The sequence below is a fragment of the Bartonella capreoli genome, assembly GCF_902813205.1.
Taxonomy (GTDB): domain Bacteria; phylum Pseudomonadota; class Alphaproteobacteria; order Rhizobiales; family Rhizobiaceae; genus Bartonella; species Bartonella schoenbuchensis.
In genome coordinates this window covers 1-589 of sequence record NZ_CADDZX010000107.1, presented here as the reverse complement: position 1 = coordinate 589, position 589 = coordinate 1, and the positions used below count along the sequence as shown (strand labels likewise).

Annotated in this window: 1 protein-coding gene; it reads left to right on the top strand. The window is 40.4% G+C overall.

The features are described from left to right. Positions 1-322 precede the first annotated feature (322 nt). The coding region (locus J7R05_RS07555) for a helix-turn-helix domain-containing protein (protein ID WP_208541800.1) at positions 323-589 on the top strand (267 nt) is incomplete at its 3' end.

The following is a 589-nucleotide window of genomic DNA, read 5'->3' as shown; positions in this document are numbered from 1 at the left end:
TTAAAGAGAACGTTAGCACCGATGTATCGCTTGCTGTGAGGTAAAAAAAAATTTGTTTTAGGCGAGAAGGGAAATATTGAGAATGTCTCAAATGTTTAATTCTTATTGCCAATTTCCTGAAATTGCCTTATGAATAAACCTTGTAGTTTTGGTCGTATACGCGACGATCATTAGGGTCTGAAAGCCCTAAAGTTCAGTACATAAAATTAACCTACTCTGTAGGTATCCCGGAATTCCGGGAGTTTTTGCTATGTCCAGGTGCTCTCAGCACTAAAAGCAGAATGCTGACTAGAGCTCAGTACTTGTTACTCCCGGAATACCAATGCGAGGGCGCTCGCAACCGGCGGGGGGCTCTAAAGTGCAAACCAAAACTCTCAACGACACTTTTGTAGGCAAGAAAATTCGTTTTAGGCGAAAAATGCTAAAAATGTCTCAAAAAGAATTAGCGCATGCTTTAAGTGTAAGCTACCAACAAGTTCAAAAATATGAAACAGTCTTAAATCGTGTAAGTGCGGGGCGCCTGAAAGATATTGCCGATATCCTGAGCGTTCCACTTACCTTTTTTTACACTGATGTCTTAACAAAACAA